13 protein-coding genes are annotated in these 17,233 nt (G+C 72.5%); 9 read left to right on the forward strand and 4 right to left on the reverse strand.

The window, feature by feature from the left end:
* Window position 1 precedes the first annotated feature (1 nt).
* From SGA01_RS00470 to SGA01_RS00480, 3 genes are all read left to right on the forward strand, one after another.
* The gene (locus SGA01_RS00470) at window positions 2–1,201 is read left to right on the forward strand and encodes a glycine C-acetyltransferase (RefSeq protein WP_141292312.1); all 1,200 of its coding nucleotides are present in this window, start codon (window positions 2–4) and stop codon (window positions 1,199–1,201) included.
* A 38-nt stretch (window positions 1,202–1,239) separates the two neighbouring features.
* A complete protein-coding gene (locus tag SGA01_RS00475) occupies window positions 1,240–2,148 on the forward strand; it encodes a LysR family transcriptional regulator (protein WP_141292313.1) in 909 nt (302 codons plus the stop codon).
* A gap of 97 nt (window positions 2,149–2,245) precedes the next feature.
* On the forward strand, window positions 2,246–3,031 hold the full coding sequence (locus tag SGA01_RS00480; protein ID WP_229917669.1) for an alpha/beta fold hydrolase: 786 nt from the start codon (window positions 2,246–2,248) through the stop codon (window positions 3,029–3,031).
* Window positions 3,032–3,087: 56 nt separating this feature from the next.
* Here SGA01_RS00480 and SGA01_RS00485 read toward each other — a convergent pair whose 3' ends face one another.
* Together SGA01_RS00485 and SGA01_RS00490 are read right to left on the reverse strand one after the other, a co-directional pair.
* Complete coding sequence (locus SGA01_RS00485) at window positions 3,088–5,100, reverse strand: sialidase family protein (RefSeq protein WP_141292314.1); 2,013 nt, start codon at window positions 5,098–5,100, stop codon at window positions 3,088–3,090.
* A 261-nt stretch (window positions 5,101–5,361) separates the two neighbouring features.
* Entirely contained in the window at window positions 5,362–7,170 is a 1,809-nt protein-coding gene (locus SGA01_RS00490) for a serine hydrolase domain-containing protein (protein ID WP_141292315.1), read from the reverse strand.
* Window positions 7,171–7,303: 133 nt separating this feature from the next.
* Between SGA01_RS00490 and SGA01_RS00495 the strand changes: the two genes are divergently transcribed.
* From SGA01_RS00495 to SGA01_RS00510, 4 genes are all read left to right on the forward strand, one after another.
* Window positions 7,304–8,413 (forward strand): NAD(P)H-dependent flavin oxidoreductase, encoded by a 1,110-nt coding sequence (locus tag SGA01_RS00495; RefSeq protein WP_055645155.1) that lies wholly within the window; start codon window positions 7,304–7,306, stop codon window positions 8,411–8,413.
* Window positions 8,410–9,996: an acyl-CoA synthetase gene (locus SGA01_RS00500; protein WP_141292316.1), complete on the forward strand. Its 1,587-nt coding sequence runs from the start codon at window positions 8,410–8,412 to the stop codon at window positions 9,994–9,996. The genes SGA01_RS00495 and SGA01_RS00500 overlap by 4 nt, the downstream gene beginning before the upstream one ends.
* Window positions 9,997–10,212: 216 nt before the next feature.
* Window positions 10,213–11,337, forward strand: a complete 1,125-nt coding sequence (locus tag SGA01_RS00505) for a hypothetical protein (protein WP_141292317.1) — start codon at window positions 10,213–10,215, stop codon at window positions 11,335–11,337.
* Window positions 11,338–11,447: 110 nt separating this feature from the next.
* Entirely contained in the window at window positions 11,448–12,077 is a 630-nt protein-coding gene (locus SGA01_RS00510) for an SRPBCC family protein (protein ID WP_141292318.1), read from the forward strand.
* Between the two features lie 39 nt (window positions 12,078–12,116).
* On the opposite strand, the gene SGA01_RS00515 is transcribed toward SGA01_RS00510, so the two are convergent.
* Window positions 12,117–13,004 carry a nitroreductase/quinone reductase family protein gene (locus SGA01_RS00515; RefSeq protein ID WP_141292319.1) on the reverse strand — a complete coding sequence of 296 codons (888 nt, stop codon included), beginning with the start codon at window positions 13,002–13,004 and terminating at the stop codon, window positions 12,117–12,119.
* Between the two features lie 153 nt (window positions 13,005–13,157).
* Here SGA01_RS00515 and SGA01_RS00520 point away from each other — a divergent pair, with 153 nt between their 5' ends.
* On the forward strand, window positions 13,158–13,562 hold the full coding sequence (locus SGA01_RS00520) for a MarR family winged helix-turn-helix transcriptional regulator (protein ID WP_141292351.1): 405 nt from the start codon (window positions 13,158–13,160) through the stop codon (window positions 13,560–13,562).
* A 41-nt stretch (window positions 13,563–13,603) separates the two neighbouring features.
* Window positions 13,604–14,701 (forward strand): calcium:cation antiporter, encoded by a 1,098-nt coding sequence (locus SGA01_RS00525; protein WP_141292320.1) that lies wholly within the window; start codon window positions 13,604–13,606, stop codon window positions 14,699–14,701.
* A 25-nt stretch (window positions 14,702–14,726) separates the two neighbouring features.
* On the opposite strand, the gene SGA01_RS00530 is transcribed toward SGA01_RS00525, so the two are convergent.
* Window positions 14,727–17,210 (reverse strand): penicillin acylase family protein, encoded by a 2,484-nt coding sequence (locus SGA01_RS00530; RefSeq protein WP_141292321.1) that lies wholly within the window; start codon window positions 17,208–17,210, stop codon window positions 14,727–14,729.
* Between the last annotated feature and the right edge of the window lie 23 nt (window positions 17,211–17,233).

Consider the following 17,233-nt stretch of genomic DNA (forward strand, 5'->3'; position numbering starts at 1 on the left):
CATGTTCGATTCCGTACGCGACGACATCCGTGCCACCCTCGAAGAGATCCGCGAGGCCGGGCTCCACAAGCCCGAGCGCGTGATCGGCACTCCCCAGTCGGCCACCGTCGCCGTCACCTCGGGCGGCCGCCCCGGCGAGGTCCTCAACTTCTGCGCCAACAACTACCTCGGCCTCGCCGACAACCCCGAGATCGTCGCCGCCGCCCACGAGGCGCTCGACCGCTGGGGCTACGGCATGGCGTCCGTCCGCTTCATCTGCGGCACGCAGGAGGTGCACAAGGAGCTGGAGGCACGCCTCTCGGCCTTCCTCGGCCAGGAGGACACGATCCTCTACTCCTCCTGCTTCGACGCCAACGGCGGCGTCTTCGAGACGATCCTCGGCGCCGAGGACGCGGTCATCTCCGACGCCCTCAACCACGCCTCGATCATCGACGGCATCCGCCTCTCCAAGGCCCGCCGCTTCCGCTACGCCAACCGCGACATGGCCGACCTGGAGCAGCAGCTCAAGGAGGCCACCGAAGGCGGCGCCCGGCGCAAGCTGATCGTCACCGACGGCGTCTTCTCCATGGACGGCTACGTCGCCCCGCTCGCCGAGATCTGCGACCTGGCCGAGCGCTACGACGCCATGGTCATGGTCGACGACTCGCACGCGGTCGGCTTCGTCGGCCCCGGCGGCCGCGGCACCCCCGAGCTGCACGGCGTCATGGACCGCGTCGACATCATCACCGGCACCCTCGGCAAGGCCCTCGGCGGCGCCTCCGGCGGCTACGTCGCGGCCCGCGCCGAGATCGTCGCCCTGCTGCGCCAGCGCTCCCGCCCCTACCTCTTCTCCAACACCCTCGCCCCGGTCATCGCCGCCGCCTCTCTCAAGGTCCTCGACCTGCTGGAGTCCGCCGGCGACCTGCGCGACCGCCTGAACGCCAACACGGCGCTCTTCCGCTCCCGCATGACCGAGGAGGGCTTCGACATCCTCCCCGGCGACCACGCCATCGCCCCGGTCATGATCGGCGACGCGGCCGTCGCCGGCCGCATGGCCGAGCTGCTCCTGGAGCGCGGCGTGTACGTGATCGGCTTCTCGTACCCGGTCGTCCCGCAGGGGCAGGCCCGCATCCGCGTGCAGCTCTCCGCCGCCCACTCCACGGAGGACGTGAACCGGGCCGTCGACGCCTTCGTCGAGGCCCGCGCCGCCCTCGAAGGCTGACGGCGTAAGCAGGGCTCCGGTCCTGCGAGACTAGGGACATGATCGAAGCGCGGCGGTTGCACATCCTCCGTGCGGTGGCCGACCACCGCACGGTCACGGCGGCGGCCGCCGCGCTGTATCTCACCCCCTCCGCGGTCTCCCAGCAGCTCGCCGCCCTGGAGCAGGAGACCGGCCACCGGCTCGTGGACCGCAGCGCCCGCGGCGCACGCCTCACCCCGGCCGGCGAGATCCTGCTCAGCCACGCCAACGCCGTCCTCGCCCAGCTGGAGCGCGCCGAGTCCGAACTCGCCGCCTACGGCTCCGGCGAGGCCGGTACGGTCACGGTCGCCGCCTTCGCCACCGGCATCGGGCTCGTGGTGGCCCCCGCCATCAGCGCGCTGGCCGACTCCGCCCCCGGCATCCGGGTCCGGGTGCGGGACGCCGAGGGCGACGAGAGCCTGATGATGGTCCTCGACCGGCAGGTCGACGTGGCCGTCGCGGTCGAGTACCGGGGCGCCCCCGGCGAGGACGACGCCCGGCTCACCCGCGTCCCGCTCTACGCGGAGCCCTTCGACGCGGTGCTGCCGCCCGGCCACCCGCTGGCCGCCGGCGAGCGGGTCGCGCTCGGAGACCTCGCCAAGGACGCCTGGATCGGCCAGTCCGCCGGCAATCCCTGTCATGACGTGACCGTCCTGGCCTGCGAGTACGCCGGCTTCGCCCCCCGCTTCGACCACGTCTCCGACGACTTCCGGGCCGTCGTCGCCCTCGCCTCGGCCGCGGCCGGCGTCGCGCTCGTCCCGCGCTCGGCGCTCCGGGGCATGGACCTCACGGACGTGGGCGTCCGTCCGGTGGACGGGGTCGCCCCCACCCGCCGGGTCTTCGCGGCCGTCCGCCGCGGAGCCGAGGACCACCCCCTGATCAGCCCGGTCCTCGCGGCGCTCGGCGCGGCGGCGGCCCCGGGGGCCTGACGGCGCACGTCGGATGCGCGGGCACGTGGCCGCGCGCCCGGCCGAATGGCCGTGCGCGTCCTGGCGGAGCCCGAACCGCCCCACCAGACTGGGCGTCATGGAAACCATGGTGACGGTCAGTCAGGGCGAAGTGTGGGCGGACGATTCGGGCGGGGACGGGCTGCCGCTGGTCCTGCTCCATCCCGGTGTCGGCGACTCCGCGGTGTGGGACCCGGTCCTGCCGGCGCTCGTCGCACGGTACCGGGTGATCCGCTACGACGTGCGCGGCTACGGACGTTCCCCCGCGCCCACCGCCACGTACTCCACGGTCCGCGACCTCTCCGAGGTCCTCGACCACTTCGCCGTCGAGCGGGCGGTCCTGGTGGGCTCCAGCATGGGCGGGGCGACCTCGGTCAACCTGGCCCTGGAGTCACCCGAGCGGGTGGCGGGCCTCGCCCTCCTCGTACCCGGTGTCACCGGGTACGAGGGACTGGTCACGGGTGAGTTCTTCGAGCGGCTGGAGACACTGGCGAAAGCCGGCGACACGGAGGGGATCGTCCGCCTCGGCCTCGGTCTGTGGGGGAAGGCCGGCGGCGGGAGCCCCGAGTCCGACCCGGTCGCGGCGGCCCTCTTCCGGGCCGTTCTGCCCGCCTGGTTCAGCAACATCGACCGCCAGCTCCCCGACGAGCCCGCCTTCGACCGGCTCGGCGAGATCTCCGCGCCGACCCTGCTCGCGCTCGGCGAGCTGGACCGGCCGGAGGTCGTGCGCTGCAACGAGGAGATGGCCGAACGGATCCGCGACTGCCGTCTCGTCAGGCTCACCGCCTCCGACCACTACCCGACGCTGCGGGAACCGGAGCGCGTCGCCCGGCTGATCGAGGAGCTGTACGCCGAGGCCGTCTGAGCCTCATCGGTCCCCGGTCCGGCGGGCGTGACGCCCACCGGACCGGGGCCGCCCGACTACCAGATGGTGCTGAAGCCGAGGCGCAGCCTCTCCTTGTCCTTCGCCACCTCGAGGGAGCCCGCCTTGACGGAGGCCGCCTCGGCCTCGGTCAGTGCGGTCCCGAAGAGCCGCACGTCGTCCAGGGTGCCGCGGAAGAGCTCCGCCACCCCGGCCGGCTGGTTGGGGAAGTCGGGCCGGGCACCGACGTGGATGTTGAACTCGGCGGCGGGGGTGAGGTTCCGGTCGGTCGCCGAGGTCCCCGCCGGCATGGTCGCGGTGGCCGCCGGCCCCCCGTCCACGGCGAGGCTGATGGTCAGGCCCTGCCGCTTGAACACGACGTGGTGCCACACGTCCTTGCCGTAGGCGGACGGCAGCGTCACCTCGGTGGAGCCGATGTCCGTGCCGACGGTGGCCCGCAGGACGCCCGCGCCGGGCTCGGCCCGGACCGAGAAGTGCCGGCCCTTCTTCAGGGGGTCGGTGCCCGGCATGCCGTACGCCCAGATGATGGGCAGCGTGCCCGTCGTGGCATCGTGCTTGAACCAGGCCGTGACGGTGAAGTCCTGGTCCTCGACCCGCAGGGTCGGCGAGCAGACGAGGCGCAGGTAGTCGTCCGTCCCGTCGAACTCCATGGCCTTGCCGCCGTTGCGCTCGCCGAGCTGGGCCCCGCCGTGGATGACGGCGTGGTTGCCGGGCTCCTGGGGAGCCCTGTCGCGGGTGTCGGCGGTGCGCGGGCGGCGCAGCTCGGTCTCGGAGTCCTTCATGGCCTGCTCGGTGAAGGCGGTGAAGACGAGGTTGCCGTGCGGGATGTTGCCGGCCGTCTCGTACAGGACGCCGATGGAGCCGTTCGGCAGCACCGTCAGGTCCGAGTAGCCGGTGCGGGCGCCGGAGACCAGTGTGCCGACGGTCTTCCAGGTCTTGCCCTCGTCGTACGAGGAGCGGACGGCCAGCTCGCGCCGGTCCTCCAGCGGGCTGGGGCCGAGCCGGGAGGCGCCCGAGTACAGCAGCCGGTTGGGCTTCCCGTCCTTGTCCTCGGCGTGCAGCCGCAGCAGCGAGCCGAACACCGGGGAGGTGTCCAGGTTGGCCACCGGGGTGAAGGGGGCCGCGAAGGAGCCGCCGCCGTCGGTGCTGACGGTCTCCAGCCGGTGCTCGTTGGTCCGGCAGCGTGTGGGCTCGGAGTTGCGGGCGTTGACGTAGAGGCCGCCGTCGACGGTCTCGGCGACCGTCAGCTCGGCGGGGTACGCACCGGTCTTGCCCGCCGAGGAGGTCGCGCCGAGCGCCCAGGTGAGCCCGCCGTCGTCGCTGAAGTACAACTGGCCGCCCGCGGTCGTGTCACCGCCGGCCGTGTGGTCGCCGGGAACGATCAGCCGGCCGTGGTGCTGCCCCCGACTGAGCTGGATGCCGTGACCCGGGCCCGTCGAGACCCAGCCCCAGCCGGCGCCCTTGAGCTGTGGCTGCGGCACGCTCGCCGACCAGGTCACGCCGCCGTCCATGCTGTGGACGGCGTGAACCGTGCGCTCGTAGCCCTTGCGGCTGGGCTTGCTCGCGTCACGGTTCCAGTCGCTGCTGGAGTAGAGGAGCGTGATCCGGCCGGTGACCGCGTCCACGACCGGCGCGGGGTTGCCGTGGGCGAGCTCGTCGGAGCCGCCGACGACGACCTGGAGGACCTGCCAGGTGGCGCCTCCGTCGAGGGACCGCTTGAGCACGAGGTCGTTGTCGCCGACGTCGTTGCAGCCGGTCGCCACCAGCCGGGTGCGGCCCTCGGCGAAGGCGAGGAGGGCGCCCGTCCTGCTGGTGACGACGGCGGGTATGCGCGTGCAGTAGTAGTTCTCGCGCGCCTTGAACGGCGTCGTGGACACCTGCGTCGCGAGCGGCGGTGTGGCCGTGGTTGCGGTCGTCGACGCGACGGCGGGCGAGGTCGGCGTCACCGCGAGGGCGACGGCGGCCAGGACCGCGAGGGACAGCACGCACAGCCATGCGGACAGCGCGAAGCGGCGAGCGCCGGGTGGACGGCGCTCGGACAGGGGCAGCATGAAGGAATACCTCGTTACGGATGCGAAAGCGAAGCGGAGGCGACGGACGACGGGGCGGCTGGGCCTTGACGCGGTTGTGCCGCGATCGTCAGCGGGCCGGTTGCGGCGGCTCCCGCGGAGCGGAAGGGCACCGCGAACGGGCGACGCGACAGACGCTCGCCTCGGCGTTCGTCTCATCCCCCCGGTGAGATCTCCCGGCGGGGACGCTACCTCATGTGATCACTTGCGCACAGCTCGCCCCGACGGATCGTCAGCAACAGCTCAATCGGCGGACCTGGTCCAGCCGTTGACCTCGATCCGCGCCCCGTCCGCCGGCCGTGCCTCGTCGAACACCGGCAGCCCCGTCCCGTCGAGAAGCCGCAGCCCGTCGACGTACACGCCCCGTCCCACGTACCGCTGGTCCGTCGTGTACCGCCAGCGCAGGCGGGCGTCCGCCGTGGTCAGGGGCGCGGACACGGTGTGCCAGACGCGGCCGGACCAGCCGCCGGCCGTGCCCGTCGGATGCTCGGTCCGGCCGTCGGTGGCGAAGGGCACCGGCTGCCAGGTCGCGCCGCCGTCGGTCGAGGACTCCAGGGCGACCGCGTCGGCGCCCGGCTCGGTGTCCCACCACAGCGCACACTCCAGCCGTGCGGCGCCCGGTACCTGAGGGAGCGTCAAGGTGGCCGTCGTGGCGCTCGCCATGCCGGAGAACCAGGAGGCACGCCCCCGGGCGGGGCGGACGGGAACGGCGCGGGCCAGGTGGTTCCCCGCGGCGACCCGGGGCGCCGAGCCGGAGCGCCATGAGCGCACCGGATGGACCGAGTTGCCGAGGACGATGAGGAAGGCGTCGGTCGTCGGGTCGAGGACGAGGCTGGTGCCGGTGAACCCGGTGTGCCCGGCCGTTTGCGGGGTGGCCATCGCGCCCATGTACCAGTGCTGGTTGAGCTCGAAGCCGAGGCCGTGCTCGTCGCCGGGGAAGGCGGTGTTGAAGTCGGTGAACATCAGGTCGACGGACTCGGGGGAGAGGATGCGGGCCCGGCCGTACGCCCCGCCGTTGAGGAGGGTGCGGGCCAGGATCGCGAGGTCCCAGGCGCACGAGAACACCCCGGCGTGGCCGGCGACCCCGCCCATGGCGTAGGCGTTCTCGTCGTGGACCTCGCCCCGCACCATGCCCCGGTCAAGGCCCGACCAGGGGCGTCGGGCGTCCTCGGTCGCCGCGATCCCCGGCAGCCACGAGAGCGGCGGGTTGAAACGAGTGCGGTGCATCCCGAGCGGAGCGGTGATCTCGTCGTGGAGCAGGGTGTCGAGACCGCGAGCGGTGATCTCCTCCAGGATCAGCTGGAGCGAGATCAGATTCAGATCGGAGTACAGATACGCGGAGCCCGGCGGGTTCGCCGGCTTCTCGACCCACAGCAGCCGCAGCCTCCCCTCCCGGGTCGGCTCCCGGTACAGCGGGATCCAGGAGCGGAACCCCGAGGTGTGGGTGAGCAGCTGACGTACCGTGACGTCCTGCTTCCCGCCGCCCCCGAACTCGGGGAGGTACGCGGTGACCTTCGCCTCCAGCTCCAGGGCCCCGCGCTCGATCTGCTGCACCGCCAGGATCGAGGTGAACAGCTTGGAGACGGACGCCAGGTCGAAGACCGTGTCCTCCGTCATCGGGATCCGCTCCCCGGGCGGCAGCTCGACTCCCGTGTCCGTCTTCTCGTCGTACGCGGAGTAGCGCACCGCCGAGCCGATCGGCCGGTGCAGGGCGACGGTCCCGCCGCGCCCGGCGAGCAGCACGGCCCCCGCGTACCAAGGGTGCGTGGGGGAGGGGGCGAGGAAGGCCTCGGCGTCCGTGACCAGCCGGTCCAGGTGCGCCGGGAGCAGCCCGGCCCGCTCGGCCGAGCCCCGCCGCAGCGTGGTCCGCCGCGCCGCCCGCCCGAGTCCCGGACCCCCGGGTCCCGCGTGCTCGGGCCCCGCACCCTCGGGTCCCGGCGCCGCCGTGGCCCCCGGCACCGAACCGATCACCACCGCACCTCCCAGTGCCAGCACCCCGCCGCCGAACGCGCGGCGGCTCAGAACTCCGTCTCGTACCGCATCCTCCGTCATGCCCACCCTCTCCCACGGCGGGCCGCGACGAAACGTCGACGTGCCCGTCTGCGGCAGCCCGGCGACAAAAGAATCTGACGCTTCATCAGAAAATCTCTTCCCTCCGTCGCGCGGCTGCGGCATCCTGCCGCCCATGAAGACGGAGCTGAGTCGCACACTGGGGATCGAGCACGCCATCTTCGGCTTCACGCCCTTCCCCGCGGTGGCCGCCGCCCTCACCAGAGCCGGCGGATTCGGAGTTCTCGGCGCGGTCCGCTACACCGCGCCCGACGATCTCGCCCGCGACCTCGACTGGATGCAGGAACACACGGACGGGCTGCCCTACGGCCTCGACGTCGTGATGCCCGCGAAGAAAGTGGAGGGCGTCAGCGAGGCGGACGTCGAGGCCATGATCCCCGAGGAGCACCGCGCGTTCGTCCGCGCGACCCTCGCCAAACACGGCGTGCCCGAACTCGCCGAGGGCGAGGCCTCAGGCTGGCGCATCACGGGCTGGATGGAGCAGGTCGCCCGCGGCCAGCTCGACGTCGCCTTCGACTACCCGATCAAACTCCTCGCCAACGCCCTCGGCTCCCCGCCCCCGGACGTCGTCGCCCGCGCCCACGACCACGGCGTCCTGGTCGCCGCCCTCGCGGGCAGCGCCCGGCACGCCCGCCACCATGCCGAGGCCGGCATCGACGTCGTCGTCGCCCAGGGATACGAGGCGGGCGGCCACACCGGAGAGATCGCGTCCATGGTCCTCACCCCCGAGGTCGTCGAGGCCGTGTCCCCGCTGCCCGTGCTCGCCGCCGGCGGCATCGGCAGCGGAGAGCAGATCGCCGCCGGTCTGGCCCTCGGCGCCCAGGGCGTCTGGCTCGGCTCGATCTGGCTCACCACCACCGAGGCCGACCTGCACTCGCGCGCCCTGACCGCCAAGCTCCTCGCCGCGGGCTCCGGCGACACCGTCCGCTCCCGCGCCCTGACCGGCAAGCCCGCGCGCCAGCTCCGCACCGAGTGGACCGACGCCTGGGACGACCCGGCCGGCCCCGGCCCGCTCCCCATGCCGCTCCAGGGACTCCTGGTGGCCGAGGCCGTCTCCCGTATCCAGAAGTACGAGGTCGATCCGCTCCTCGGCACGCCCGTCGGTCAGATCGTCGGCCGGATGAACTCCGAGCGCAGCGTCCAACAGGTCGTCGACGAGCTCACCCGGGGCTTCGAGAAGGCAGTCGACCGCATCAACCGCATCGCGGGACGGAGCGCCGAATGAACCGGTCCACCACCCCCGGCCCCACCACCCCGGGCGCCCCCGGCCCCGCCGGCTTCTGGGCCCAGGCCGCCGCCGACCCCGGCCGTACGGTCCTCGTCGCCCCCGACGGCGAGGAGTGGACCGCCGGCCGCCTCCACACCGAGGCCAACCGGCTCGTCCACGGGCTGCGCGCCGCCGGTCTGGAGCGCGGCGATGCCTTCGCCGTCGTCCTGCCCAACGGCCCGGAGTTCTTCACGGCCCATCTCGCCGCCACCCAGGCCGGGTTCTACCTGGTCCCCGTCAACCACCACTTCGTCGGCCCCGAGATCGCCTGGATCGTCGCCGACTCCGGCGCCAAGGTCCTGCTGGCCCACGAGCGGTTCGCCGAGGCAGTGACCCTCGCCGCCGACGAGGCCGGGCTCGCCCCCAGCCACCGCTACGCCGTCGGCACGGTCCCCGGCTTCCGCCCGTACGCCGAACTCCTCGACGGGCAGGACGGCGCCGCACCCGCAGACCGCACGCTCGGCTGGGTCATGAACTACACCTCCGGCACCACCGGACGGCCCCGTGGCATCCGCCGGCCCCTGCCCGGAAGGCTCCCCGAGGAGACCCCGCTCGGCGGCTTCCTCGGCATCTTCGGCATCCGGCCCGGCGACGGCAACGTCCACCTGGTCTGCTCCCCGCTCTACCACACGGCCGTCCTGCAGTTCGCCTCCGCCGCCCTGCACATCGGGCACCCGCTCGTCCTGATGGACCGGTGGACGCCGGAGGAGATGCTGCGGCTCATCGACCGGTACGCCTGCACCCACACCCACATGGTCCCCACCCAGTTCCACCGGCTGCTCTCGCTCCCCGCGGACGTGCGCGAGCGGTACGACGTCTCCTCGATGCGCCACGCCATCCACGGCGCCGCGCCCTGCCCCGAGCACGTCAAGCGGGCGATGATCGAGTGGTGGGGCCGGAGCGTGGAGGAGTACTACGCGGCCAGCGAGGGCGGCGGAGCCTTCGCCACCGCCGAGGAGTGGCTGAAGAAGCCCGGCACGGTCGGCAGGGCCTGGCCGATCAGCGAACTCGCCGTCTTCGACGACGACGGGAAGCGGCTGCCCCCCGGTGAAGTGGGCACCGTCTACCTGAAGATGAACACCGGCGGCTTCCAGTACCACAAGGACGAGGCGAAGACGGCGAAGAACCGCATCGGCGACTTCTTCACCGTCGGCGACCTCGGCGTCCTCGACGCGGACGGCTACCTCTTCCTCCGCGACCGCAAGATCGACATGATCATCTCGGGCGGGGTCAACATCTACCCGGCCGAGATCGAGGCAGCCCTCCTCACCCACCCGGCCGTCGCGGACGCCGCCGCCTTCGGCATCCCGCACGCCGACTGGGGCGAGGAGGTCAAGGCGGTCGTCGAGGCGGCCGAGGGGCACGAACCCGGCCCCGCGCTCGCCGACGAGATCCTGGCCCACTGCGGCGACCGCCTGGCCGGCTTCAAGCGCCCCAAGACGGTCGACTTCGTCACCACCATGCCCCGCGACCCCAACGGCAAGCTCTACAAGCGCCGCCTGCGCGACCCGTACTGGGAGGGGCGCGAGCGCCCGCTGTGAACGTCTGCGGCAGGCGGAGGTCCTTCCCGGGCGGGCCGGCGGCGCGGCCGCCGGCCCGCCCACAAAGTGCACGGGCCGGTCGGCCGAGGCGGCGGTGCAGGATCGTTTCTTGAGTCGTGGCGAGCCACCGATCGGGGGTGATTTCGGAGCCGTTGACCATCGCCTCGGCGTTTTCCTGGGCGTGACGGACGGCCGGTCGCTTTAGTGCACGACGTGATGACACATCTCCTTTACTCCCCGTCGCGATCCGGGCGTTGCCTCACGGCCGGCGTCCTGGGCGCCGCGGCCCTGGCGCTCGGCATGCTGACGGCCCTCCCGGCCTCGGCGGCCGACGGGGAACTCTCGATCACGGGACCGGAGTCGGCGAAGGTCGAGCTGGACGACCACGGCAGACGCGACCACCTCCACGGACCTCTGCCCCTCGTGATCTCCAATACCTCGCCGACGCGCGTGACCCCGGTGATCGCGGCCTACCTCGACGCCACAGGAGGCGAGCACGACGAGGTCTGCACCCGGACCGGCGCCGTCACGGCCTCGGAGACCGGCCGGGCGAGGGCACTCGGCGGCAACGAGGCCAGAGCCGTGGTCATCGACCTGGTGGTGCCCGAGCAATGCGTGGGCCGGGAGGGCACCCTGGTCGTCTCGGCGGCGAACACCCCTCCGACGACGACGAGGTTCACTCTCACCCGGGGAGCCGAGCATGAGCCGAAGTACACCGCCGCGCTCCTGACCGCCGCCGTTCTCGCTCTCCTCGTCTGTCTCCTGATGGCCGTGCCGGCCACGTTCTTCGGCAAGCCGCGGGACGACTGGGAGAGGGCGCCGCTGGACATCGACTCACCCTGGTCGGTCAAGGACAGCTGGCTGACGAACATCACCGCGCTGGGAGCGGTCGTCGGCACGATCCTGAGCACCACCGGATTCCTGACGGACTGGCTGCCGGGCGTCGACCTCGGCCGGTTCCTCGGGATGAATCTCCTTTTCGGCGGGCTGATCCTCTTCGCCCCCATCATCTACTCCGCGTCGTGCTACTGGGGGTGGCCGGAGCAGAAGGACGAGAAGGGGAAGGTCACCAGGAGCTTCAAGCCCGTCGCCCACGGCTGGGGCCTCGTGGTCGCCGCCTACGCCACGCTGTTCGGCGTGTTCGGCCAGCTGGCGACCATCGTGGTGCTGGTCGTGTCGGCGGCCGCGGACCAGTGGACCAAGTGGGCGCTGTACGTACTCGTCGCCGTGGCGGCCTTCTTCGTCGGCCTGTACTCACTGCGATTCGTGCGGGGAGCACTCGCGGCTCCTCCGACGGACGGGGTCACAGCAACTACGGGACAGCGGTCCGCGGTGCTCTGACCGCGCTTCCCCGGGGTCGCCGGTCCGCTCAGTCCGTTCGGTCCGTTCGGTCCGCTCACCCGTTCAAAAGCGAGAGCATTTAACTTCCAGGCATCGTCAGAGGAGACTCCATGTCCGGCATTCGCGCAGCCTTAGTCACCGCCCCGGTCGTCCTCGGCCTCCTCGGCGCCGCCGCCGCTCCCGCGGCGCCCGCCGTGCCCGCCGTCGGCGTCGCGCCCGCCTCCCTCACCTGCCGCGGCGAGGGCGTCGTCCCCGACGCCCTCGTCCGCCACCGGACCGAGATCGTGATCGACGCCCCGCTGCGCACCATCTGGAAGCTCCAGACCGACGTGGAGCGCTGGCCGTCCTGGCAGGCCCCCGTCGAGTCCGTGGAGCGTCTCGGTCACGGCCCCCTCCGCAGGGGTTCGGCCTTCCGGTGGACGATGCCGATCCCGCCCCTTCCCTCGATCCCCGCCACCAGCCTGGACATCACCTCGACCGTGCGGCAGATCAAGCACCACGCGTGCATCCGCTGGACCGGCCCGGCGATCGGCGAAGGGCTGCGCATCGACGGCGTCCACGTATGGAACTTCACCCCGGTCAAGGGAGGTGTACGGGTCAGCACCGAGGAGACCCACACCGGCCCCCAGGCCGAAGCGGACGTTCCCACCGCGAACATGCTTCTCCGTGAGGGCCTCGAAGCGTGGCTGCGGGACCTGAAGGCCGCCGCCGAGGCGCCTGCCCGCAACCAGGCTCACTGACCCGCGGCCGTGGCTCACCCCGCCCCCGGGCGGGCGGGGCTACGTCCCGGGTACGGCCCGCGTGCGAGTGAGTGCCGGCAGCAACTGCGCCTCCTCGTACGTGAAGTGCTCCTCCAACCGGGTCGCCAGCCGGTCCACCTCGGCGCGGAGCGTCGCCGGTGCGGCCCCCGAGGTGAGGAGCGCCTCCAGTTCCTCCACCGTGCGGGCGACCACCTTGTGCTCCTCGCGCATCCGGTTCAGCGCGTCGGACAGCTCCGGGAACTCGCGCTCCAGGAGGTCGAAGACGCTGTCCTCGTTGTGGTGGTGGGCGTGCAGCGCGCCGCAGAAGGTCAGGCAGTGGCGGGCGAGCTGTCGTCCGAGGGTCGGGGTGTCCCGTACCGCCGGGCCCTCCGCCTCCGTCGCCGCGGAGCCCAGCCCCTCCCGTAACGCCGTCAGTTCGGCGCGCAGTTCGGCATGGACCTTGACCAGGTGGGCGGCGATCGCCCGGTGCCGCTCCGGGTCCCCGAGGTCCAGGCGGTGCAGGGCGACGACCGGGATGATCCTGTCCGTGGCCGCCTGGTAGGCGGCGAATCCCGGGTCGCGGGACGCCTGCTCCGCGTACAGCCGGTCCCGCTCCTCGCCCTCCGTCACCACCGCCGTCGCGACGAAGCGCTCGACGGTCCCCGCAGGGGTGCCGATCTCGACGGTCACGTGCGGGTCGGCGCTGAGGTTGTGGAACCAGGCCGGGTGCTTCGGTCCGCCGGCGTTCGAGGCGAAGACCAACAGCCGTGCCCCGTCGTGTATGTACACGGCCGGTGTGGTGTGCGGCCGCCCGCTCCGGGCTCCCGTCGTGGTGAGCAGGAGCAGGGCCGCGCCCTCGAACATCCCGCCCACCCGGCCGCCGTTGGCGCGGAACTCCTCGATGACCTGCTGGTTGAAATCGGGCATGGCTGTGCCTTCCGGTAGCATCGATTCCGACAGATCTATTTGCTTTGAAAGCAAAGCTAAAAGGGAGGGTGCAGGGTGTCAATCGCACACGAGGGGGACGAGGCCGCCGACGGGCCGGAAATCGACGAGGCCGTGCGCACGTTGCTGCTGCTCATGCCTCGGATGGTCTCGCGGGCGAAGCGCATCAGAATTCCCGACGAGCTGCAGACGCTCACGCTCGCGCCCCGCCATCTCTCCTTGCTCGCCTATCTCCTCTTCGACGGGGCGCTGAGCGTCAACGAGCTCGCCGCCCGGCTGGAGGTCGCCCCCACGACCGTGAGCCTGATGGTCGGGGACCTGGCGAAGAAGGGCGTACTGGAACGGGCCGAGGACCCCGCCGACCGGAGGCGCAAGATCGTCTCCATCGCGCCGGCGCACAGCGCCGCCATCGACGGCTGGCTCGGCCGCAGCGCCGGTGCCTGGCGCGCGGCCCTCGCCCCGCTCGACCCGGCGCAGCGGCGGATGTTCCTGGAGACCCTCACCGCCTACGAGCGCGCCCTCAGCGACCCCCTGGATTGACCGAACCGGGCGAAAGCCCCCTTTGTGGCAGGATGCGGATCATGAGTTCGAGCACGGCGTCATTGACACGACAGTGGACCACCTGGGGGCCGGTGGTGGCCGCGCTTGCGCTTGTCGCGGCCTGGGGGCGCGACCTGCCGGGCTTCGCCGTCGCGTTCATCGCGCTCTGCCTGATCGCGGCCGTCCTCGCCGCGGTCCACCACGCCGAGGTCATCGCCCACCGGGTGGGCGAACCGTACGGCTCGCTCGTCCTCGCCGTGGCCGTCACCGTCATCGAGGTCGGACTCATCGTCTCGCTGATGGTGGGAGGCGGCGAGAAGACCTCGACCTACGCGCGCGACACCGTCTTCGCCGCCGTCATGATCACCTGCAACGGCATCGTCGGTCTCTCCCTCCTCGTCGGCGCGCTCCGCAACCGCGTCGCCGTCTTCAACGCCGAGGGCTCCGGCGGCGCGCTCGCCACCGTCTGCACCCTGGCCACGATGACGCTGGTCCTGCCGACCTTCACCACCAGCCACCCGGGCCCCGAGTTCTCCTCCGCCCAGCTCGCCTTCGCCGCAGTCGCCTCACTCTGCCTGTACGGCGTGTTCGTCGGTGTCCAGACCGTGCGGCACCGGGATTACTTCCTCCCCGTACCGCGTCCCGGCCATGACTCGGAGGACGACCACGCGGACCCGCCGACCCGGCGCGATGCCTGGACCAGCCTCGGGCTCCTCGTGGTCGCCCTCGTCGCCGTCGTCGGCAACGCCAAGCTGATCTCGCCGACGATCGAGGACGGCGTCCAGTCGGCAGGTCTGCCCAAGGCGGTCGTCGGTGTCGTCATCGCCCTGATGGTGCTGCTGCCCGAGACCCTCGCCGCCGTCCGCGCGGCCCGTCGCGACCGCATGCAGACCAGCCTCAACCTCGCCTACGGCTCCGCGATCGCCAGCATCGGCCTGACGATTCCGGCGATCGCGCTCGCCTCGATCTGGCTGTCCGGGCCCCTGGTCCTCGGTCTCGGACCGCTCCACATGGTCCTGCTCGTCCTCACCGGCGTGGTGAGCGCGCTGACCGTGGTGCCCGGACGGGCCACCCTCCTCCAGGGCGGCGTCCATCTCGCGATCTTCGCCGCCTTCGTGTTCCTCTCGTTCAGCCCCTGACGGGAGCTCAGTCCCTGACGGGTGCTCAGCCCCTGACGACCACCACCCGCAGCGCCGGCGAGCGCAGGATGTCCTTCTCGCAGAACCGGGAGGTCACCCAGCGCTCGCCCGCGTACAGCCGGGTCTGGTCGCTGTAGTGCGGCGACGCCGGGTTGGAGGACTGGGAGTACGACAGAAGGGTGCGGGCCACCGGGCACCGGCCCCCGTCCCAGCCCACCGCCTGGACGTGGCTGGTCCCGTGCGCGACCTCCACATAGCCGCCGCCCGCCGCGTTCCACACGGGCTCCGTCTTGTTCCAGACGCCCAGCGCCTCGGTCCCGCCGCTCACCGGTATCCGCTCACCGTTCCGTACGACGAACTGGTGGGAGCCGAGCGGCGCGTCCAGCGGGATCCCCGCCGCCCGCAGCTCCGCCGCCGCGTCCCGCAGCGCCTTCGCGAAGCCCGGCGTCGCCGTGTTCACGGTGTGCGGGGTGCGGACCGGGTCCACCGCCGAGAACGGGACCTTCCACTGCTCGGCCTGCGGCACCGAGCCGGCGAACTTCCGCCAGAACCGGTCGAAGAACAGCGCGCCCCGGCTCTCGACGTTCACCGTCCGGTCCCAGGCACCGATCACCCGGCAGACCTCGGGATCGTCCGGGAGCGCCGTCGGGCAGGCCGCGGCGACATCGGCCGCCGCCAGGTCACCGGCCGGAGCCCGGTTGGCGAACTGCTGGCGCTGGAGGTCGGTCACCGTGAGCCGCCCCCGGTCCGCCATCGCGGCCACGTCCTCGACACCGCCCCGGGTGCGCAGCGAGCGCTGCGTGGCGGTCGTGCCGAAGATCCGCTCGTAGCCGGTCAGCGGCCGGTCGGCGTTGGTCAGCCAGGCGCTGTCGTTGGAGTTCTCGACGTACGGCGTGTCCCGAAGCGTCGGCATCCGCGCCGGACCGAAGGTCCCCGGCTGGACCGCGTCCGGGTCCGAGCCGAGCGCGCAGTCGGAGCGCGAGCCGTCGAGCACCGCGACGCCCGAGGCCGGATAGGTGGCCCGGCCCAGGGGCGTCGAGCAGCGCTGGGCGAGCTCGTCGGTGATCCGGGGGAGCACCTGCGACTGGCTGAAGTAGGAGTGGCCGGCCGAGTCGGCCGCGATCGTGTTGACCCACGGCAGGCCCTGGGTGCGGCGCAGGGTGTCGGCGACGTCCCGCGTCGAGCGCGCCTTGCCGAAGCCGAGCGCCGTGTCGGAGCCGCGCAGGTTGGCCGCGTTGGGGTCGTTGAGCGCGTACGCCGTCGTCGCCGTCCACGGCAGCGGGAGCTGCGCGCCGAGGCCGCCGACGACCGGGCCGTACCGGGTCCACCACTGGGTACGGGTGACGGGGGCGCCGTCCTTGACCGGGACGGTCACCGTGCGGGCCGTCATCGGTTCAGGGCGGCCGTCCACCAGGTAGGAGGTGGGGTCGCCGGGGGCGAGCGTCAGCTGGTGGAGGTTGAGCGGCACTCCGGTGGCGACGGTGTGGCTCCAGGCCACCTTGTCGTTGAAGCCGATGTTGACGACCGTCGTGCCGAGGAGCGAGGCGCCCGAGACGTTCAGCTCGCCCGGGATGGTCTGCTGGGACTGCCAGAAGCGGCGGCCGCCCTGCCAGGGGTAGTGCGGGTTGCCGAGGAGCAGCCCGCGCCCGTTGGCCGTCGTGGCCCCGGAGAACGCGACGGCGTTGGAGCCCATGGTGGCGTTCTCCGCGGCGAACAGCGCACGGGCCGCCTCGGCGGTGCGCGCCGGATCGGGCGCCTGCTCCGGTTCGGGCGCCTGCTCCGGTTCGGGCGCCTGCGCCGGTTCGGGAGCGGCGGACGGAGCGGCCGGCGGGCGGGCGGCGGTGATGCCGTCCACGGCCCGGCCCTGTCCGCCGAGGACCGAGACGGCGAAGCCGCGCCGGGCCACGTCGAGCGCGCTCACCGGGCGGACCCAGTCGGCGCCGGCGCAGGCGGGGTCCGTGATCCGGTTCTTCCGCAGCCAGGCGTTGTAGCCGGCCGCCCAGCCGCGCATCAGCTCCTTGAGGTCGCCGCTCGGCCCGGCCGGAGCGGGCGTCCTGAGCAGCTCCTCGACCGTCCCGGCGTCCTTGACGCCGCGGAAGTACAGATCGCTGGAGACGTTGGTCGCGGCCGAGGACAGCGAGCCGTCCGGGGCGGCGCTCGGGCCGAAGTACCGCGAGCGCTCGCCGTTCACGGTCAGGAAGCCGTCGGCGAGCACGCAGACCTGGTCGGCGGCCTGGGCCCAGCCCGTACCGAAGCCCAGGTTCGCGTAGTCCTTCGCCACGATGTGCGGGATGCCGAACTCGGTGTACCGGATGACGGCCGACAGACCCCGGTCCGAGGGCCGGTGGCCGCCCCGGTCCCCGGAGTCGGCCGCCGCCGCGCCGGGCAGCGTGGCGGTGACGACGGCGAGTGCCGCGCCGGTCAGTGCCAGGTGTTTCAGGCGGGTCAAGCGGGTGCGGAGGTGCAAGGTGCCTCCCAACGGACGGATGTGCACTGCTGGTCGGACCATGCACGCAGCCGGATGACCCGCTT

Origin of the sequence: Streptomyces gardneri (assembly GCF_006539185.1) — a bacterium.
GTDB classification, from domain to species: Bacteria; Actinomycetota; Actinomycetes; order Streptomycetales; family Streptomycetaceae; genus Streptomyces; species Streptomyces gardneri.